We start from the raw sequence: 4,542 nt of genomic DNA on the forward strand, positions 1-4,542 counted from the left end.
GAATGCCTAGTTTTGCATTCAGCAACGATTGCGTCTAAAGAGCCGCTTCGACGGTACCCACCAACTATCGCGCGCCCGATTTTGCGGCGCGCATGAGGCATGCAGCGTGACACAACTGCCAACCAATCCGATGCCGGCTACGCCCTTGCTCGACAAGGTGACCTATCCCGACGACCTGAAACGGGTCGACGACAAGGATCTGCCGCAGCTTGCAGGAGAAGTCCGGGCAGAAATGATCGACGCGGTGTCGCGCACCGGCGGCCATCTCGGCGCGGGCCTTGGCGTCGTCGAGCTGACGATCGCCATCCACAAGGTGTTCAACACCCCGCATGACAGGCTGATCTTCGATGTCGGCCACCAGTGCTACCCGCACAAGATCCTGACCGGACGCCGCGACCGCATCCGCACACTGCGCCAGGAGGGTGGTCTTTCCGGCTTTACCCGCCGTGCCGAAAGCGAATACGACCCCTTTGGCGCTGCCCATTCCTCGACCTCGATCTCCGCCGGCCTCGGCATGGCGGTCGCAGCCGATCTTGACGGCAAGAACCGCAACGTCATCGCCGTCATCGGCGACGGCGCGCTGTCGGCCGGCATGGCCTATGAGGCGCTCAACAATGCCGGCGCGCTCGACGCCCGGCTGATCGTGATCCTCAACGACAACGACATGTCGATCGCCCCGCCGACCGGCGCGATGAGTGCCTATCTGGCCCGCCTTGCCTCCGGCCGCACCTATATGGGCATCCGCGAGGTCGGCAAGAAGCTGACAGCCTATCTCGGCAAGACCGTCGACCGGGCGATCACCCGTGCCGTCGAACACGCCCGAGGCTACGTCACCGGCGGCACGCTGTTTGAAGAGATGGGCTTCTACCATATCGGTCCGATCGACGGGCACTCCTTCGACCACCTTTTGCCGGTGCTGCGCAACGTGCGCGACAACGCCAAGGGTCCTGTGCTGATCCATGTGGTGACGCAGAAGGGCAAGGGCTATCCGCCGGCGGAAGCTGCCGCCGACAAGTATCACGGTGTCAACAAGTTCGACGTCATCACCGGCGCCCAGGCGAAGGCCAAGCCGAACGCGCCCGCCTATACCTCGGTCTTTGCCGATGCGCTGACGCAGGAAGCGGGCTTCGACGACAAGATCGTCGCCGTCACCGCCGCCATGCCGTCCGGCACCGGCCTCGACAGGTTCGCCAAGGTGCATCCGTCGCGCTGCTTCGATGTCGGCATCGCCGAACAGCACGCCGTTACCTTTGCCGCCGGTCTTGCCGCCGAGGGCTACAAGCCTTTTGCCGCGCTCTATTCGACCTTCCTGCAGCGCGGCTACGACCAGGTGGTCCACGACGTGGCGATCCAGGGCCTGCCGGTGCGCTTCCCGATCGACCGCGCCGGTTTCGTCGGCGCCGACGGCCCGACCCATGCCGGCTCCTTCGACACGACCTATCTCGCCACGCTTCCGGGCTTCGTGGTGATGGCGGCCGCAGACGAGGCGGAACTGAAGCACATGGTACGCACGGCCGCCGCCTACGACGCCGGCCCGATCTCGTTCCGCTATCCGCGCGGCGAAGGCGTGGGCGTCGAGATGCCGGAACGCGGCGAAATCCTCGAAATCGGCAAGGGTCGTCTCGTCAAGCAAGGCTCCAAGGTGGCGCTGCTTTCGTTCGGCACCCGCCTTGCCGACTGTCTGGCGGCAGCCGAAGATCTTGACGCCGCCGGCCTTTCGACGACCGTTGCCGACGCGCGCTTCGCCAAGCCGCTCGACCACGACCTTATCCGCGACCTTGCCCGCAACCACGAGGTGCTGATCACCATCGAGGAAGGCGCTGTCGGCGGCTTTGCCAGCCACGTGCTGCAATTCCTCGCCGAAGACGGCCTGCTCGACGGCGGCCTCAAGGTGCGCCCGATGGTCATGCCCGATGTCTGGATGGAGCAGGCAAAGCCCGAAGCCATGTACGCCGCTGCCGGCCTTGACCGCGCGGGCATCGTCTCGACCGTCTTCAAGGCGCTCGGCCAGAAACAGGACATCGGCGTCGGCGCCGCCGGCTGAGGCTTTGCGAGCATCGATACCAATGGAAACCCCGGTTCATCACCGGGGTTTTCTGCTTTTCCAGACGGATTTGCAGAGGGGGCCTATGGCTGCGCGCAAGAGGGGCTTGCCATTGCGACAGCAAGTCGCCATGAGACTTACATGTCAGAAGATCGCCAGAATGAAGAACACAAGAACAGGGTGCGCCTGGATCAGCTGCTGCTGAACTCAGGGCTGGTCGCCAGCCGCGCGCGTGCCCGCGACGCAATCCAGCGCGGGACCGTCAAGGTCGATGGCCGTACAGTCACCAAGGCAGCGTCCATGTTTGCCGAGAGCGTGACGATCACCATCGACGACCCGGCGCAGGACTATGTTTCTCGCGCGGCGCTGAAGCTCGTCGCAGCGCTCGATCATTTCGGGCTCGATCCCGCAGGTCAAAGCTGCGTCGATATCGGCGCCTCGACCGGCGGCTTTACCGAGGTGCTGTTGAAGCGCGGTGCCGAGCACGTCGTTGCGATCGATGTCGGCCATGGCCAGATCCATCCGCGTATCGAGGGCGACGAACGCGTCACCAGCATCGAGGGCCTCAACGCCCGCGCGATGACCGAAGAAGACATCGACGATCGTGAGATCACCTTCATCGTTTCGGACGTCTCGTTCATCTCGCTGAAGCTTGCGCTGCCGCCGGCGCTCGACATGGCGCTTCCCGGTGCCCACTGCATCCTGCTCGTCAAGCCGCAGTTCGAGGCGGGCCGCGACGCCATCAGCAAGGCGGGCCTGCTGAAAGATCCCGAAAGCGCTCCTGACGTTGCCGCCGAACTCGAGCGCTGGCTTGTCGAGGACATGGGCTGGCAAAGCCTCGGCCTCATCCCCTCGCCGATTGCCGGCGGCGACGGCAATGTCGAATACCTGCTCGCGGGCAAGAAGCCCGAGGAAGAGCAATGAGCACGCAGACGCTCACCATCAGCCGCCTTGGCGCCCAGGGCGACGGCATTGCCGAAGGCCCGGACGGTCCGATCTATGCGCCGTTCACCCTGCCCGGCGAAAGTGTTGCGCTGGCGGTCAACAAGTCGCAGGGCACGCTGATCTCGATGCGGGAAGCGTCGCCCGAGCGCGTCGAGCCCCACTGTCGTCACTTCGGCCCCGACGGTGTCAACGGCACCTGCGGCGGCTGCACCTTGCAGCACGCCTCGGACACGCTCTACCACGGCTTCAAGCGCGATCTGGTCATCGCCGCCCTGAAGTCGAAGGGGCTGAAGCCGGAGGTGGCGCCGCTCATCACTGCCGAGCCGGGCCAGCGCCGGCGTGCGGTTTTCACCGCTCGCAAGACCGAGAAGGACCTGCTGCTCGGCTTCAACCAGGCCGAAAGCCACCACATCGTCGCGATTTCGGAATGTCCGATCGCGAGCCCGGGCATCGTCTCGAAGCTCGCGACCATCGCCAGGATCGGTGCGGCGATGGCGGTCAATGCCGAACCCTTTCGCATCACCGTGCTCGAGACGCTCTCCGGGCTCGATCTCAACGTCGACGGCATCAAGAAGCTTGACGACAGCGTGCGCCGCCGCACGGTCGAAGCCGTGCTTGGCGAACGCGGCATCGCCCGCGTCAGCCTGAATGGCGAGATCATCGTCGAGCCGGTAAAGCCTGTGATCGACTTCGACGGGGTCTCTGTCTCGCCGCCGCCGGGCAGTTTTACCCAGGCGACGACGCAAGCCGAAGAAGCGATGGCGAAGCTCGTGCTCGAGCATATCGGCAAGGCCAAGCGCGTCGCCGATCTCTTCGCCGGCTGCGGCACCTTCGCGCTCAGGATCGCCCGCAAGGCGCGGGTGCATGCGGTCGAAGGCGAAGACAAGGCGCTAAAGGCGCTCGATCTGGCGGCCCGCAACACGCAGGGGCTCAAGCCCGTCACCATCGAGAAGCGTGATCTTTTCCGCCGCCCGCTCATGGCGCAGGAACTGAAGATCTTCGACGCCATCGTCTTCGATCCGCCGCGCGCCGGCGCGGAGGTGCAGTGTCACGAGATCGCCCGCTCCGGCGTCAAGAAGGTGGTCGCCGTCTCCTGCAATCCGGTGACGCTCGCCCGCGATCTGTCCATTCTTGTCGCCGCCGGCTATCGGATCACCTCGGTAACGCCGATCGACCAGTTCCTCTGGTCGGCCCATGTCGAGGCGGTGGTCTCGCTCGAGAAATGAGAAAGGCCCGGTTTCCCGGGCCTTCGTTATCGCTCGACTTGAAGCGCCTGCGGAATTGATTCACGCCGTGGCGCTATCTCCTTGGTTTCTATAGGCTCTTCTCTCACCTAAGCGGCGCGGCGGCGATGTCCGCCACTGCCGGTATGAGACCCTTCCCCGAGGTTGAACTGGGCGAGCAGCGCGTTAAGCGAGGCAGCCTCGGAGGCAAGGCCGTGGCTTGCCGCCGTCTGTTCCTCGACCATCGCTGCGTTCTGCTGCGTGCCCTGGTCCATGGTGTTGACGGCCGTGTTGATCTCCTGGAGACCGGTCGACTGTTCGCGGGTCGCC

At 64.9% G+C, this 4,542-nt stretch carries 3 protein-coding genes and 1 pseudogene; 3 read left to right on the forward strand and 1 reads right to left on the reverse strand.

Annotated elements, in window-relative coordinates:
- Positions 1 to 130: 130 nt before the first annotated feature.
- The 3 genes from dxs to VGO12_RS00015 all read left to right on the forward strand — a co-directional run bounded on the left by dxs (position 131) and on the right by VGO12_RS00015 (position 4,215).
- Complete coding sequence (dxs, locus tag VGO12_RS00005; RefSeq protein WP_327510705.1) at positions 131 to 2,044, forward strand: 1-deoxy-D-xylulose-5-phosphate synthase; 1,914 nt, start codon at positions 131 to 133, stop codon at positions 2,042 to 2,044.
- A gap of 141 nt (positions 2,045 to 2,185) precedes the next feature.
- Complete coding sequence (locus VGO12_RS00010) at positions 2,186 to 2,968, forward strand: TlyA family RNA methyltransferase (protein WP_327510703.1); 783 nt, start codon at positions 2,186 to 2,188, stop codon at positions 2,966 to 2,968.
- Positions 2,965 to 4,215 (forward strand): class I SAM-dependent RNA methyltransferase, encoded by a 1,251-nt coding sequence (locus VGO12_RS00015; protein ID WP_327510704.1) that lies wholly within the window; start codon positions 2,965 to 2,967, stop codon positions 4,213 to 4,215. Before VGO12_RS00010 ends, VGO12_RS00015 begins: the two co-directional genes overlap by 4 nt.
- A gap of 107 nt (positions 4,216 to 4,322) precedes the next feature.
- Here VGO12_RS00015 and VGO12_RS00020 read toward each other — a convergent pair.
- Positions 4,323 to 4,542, reverse strand: a pseudogene (locus VGO12_RS00020) (chemotaxis protein); the annotation flags it as partial.

The sequence above is a fragment of the Ensifer sp. genome (assembly GCF_035999135.1).
Classification (GTDB): Bacteria; Pseudomonadota; Alphaproteobacteria; order Rhizobiales; family Rhizobiaceae; genus Ensifer.

Bases quoted from the DNA above. Each gene is read 5' to 3' on its own strand.
- dxs (WP_327510705.1), top strand. From the start codon at position 131: ATGCCGGCTACGCCCTTGCTCGACAAGGTGACCTATCCCGACGACCTG.
- VGO12_RS00010 (WP_327510703.1), top strand. From the start codon at position 2,186: ATGTCAGAAGATCGCCAGAATGAAGAACACAAGAACAGGGTGCGCCTG.
- VGO12_RS00015 (WP_327510704.1), top strand. From the start codon at position 2,965: ATGAGCACGCAGACGCTCACCATCAGCCGCCTTGGCGCCCAGGGCGAC.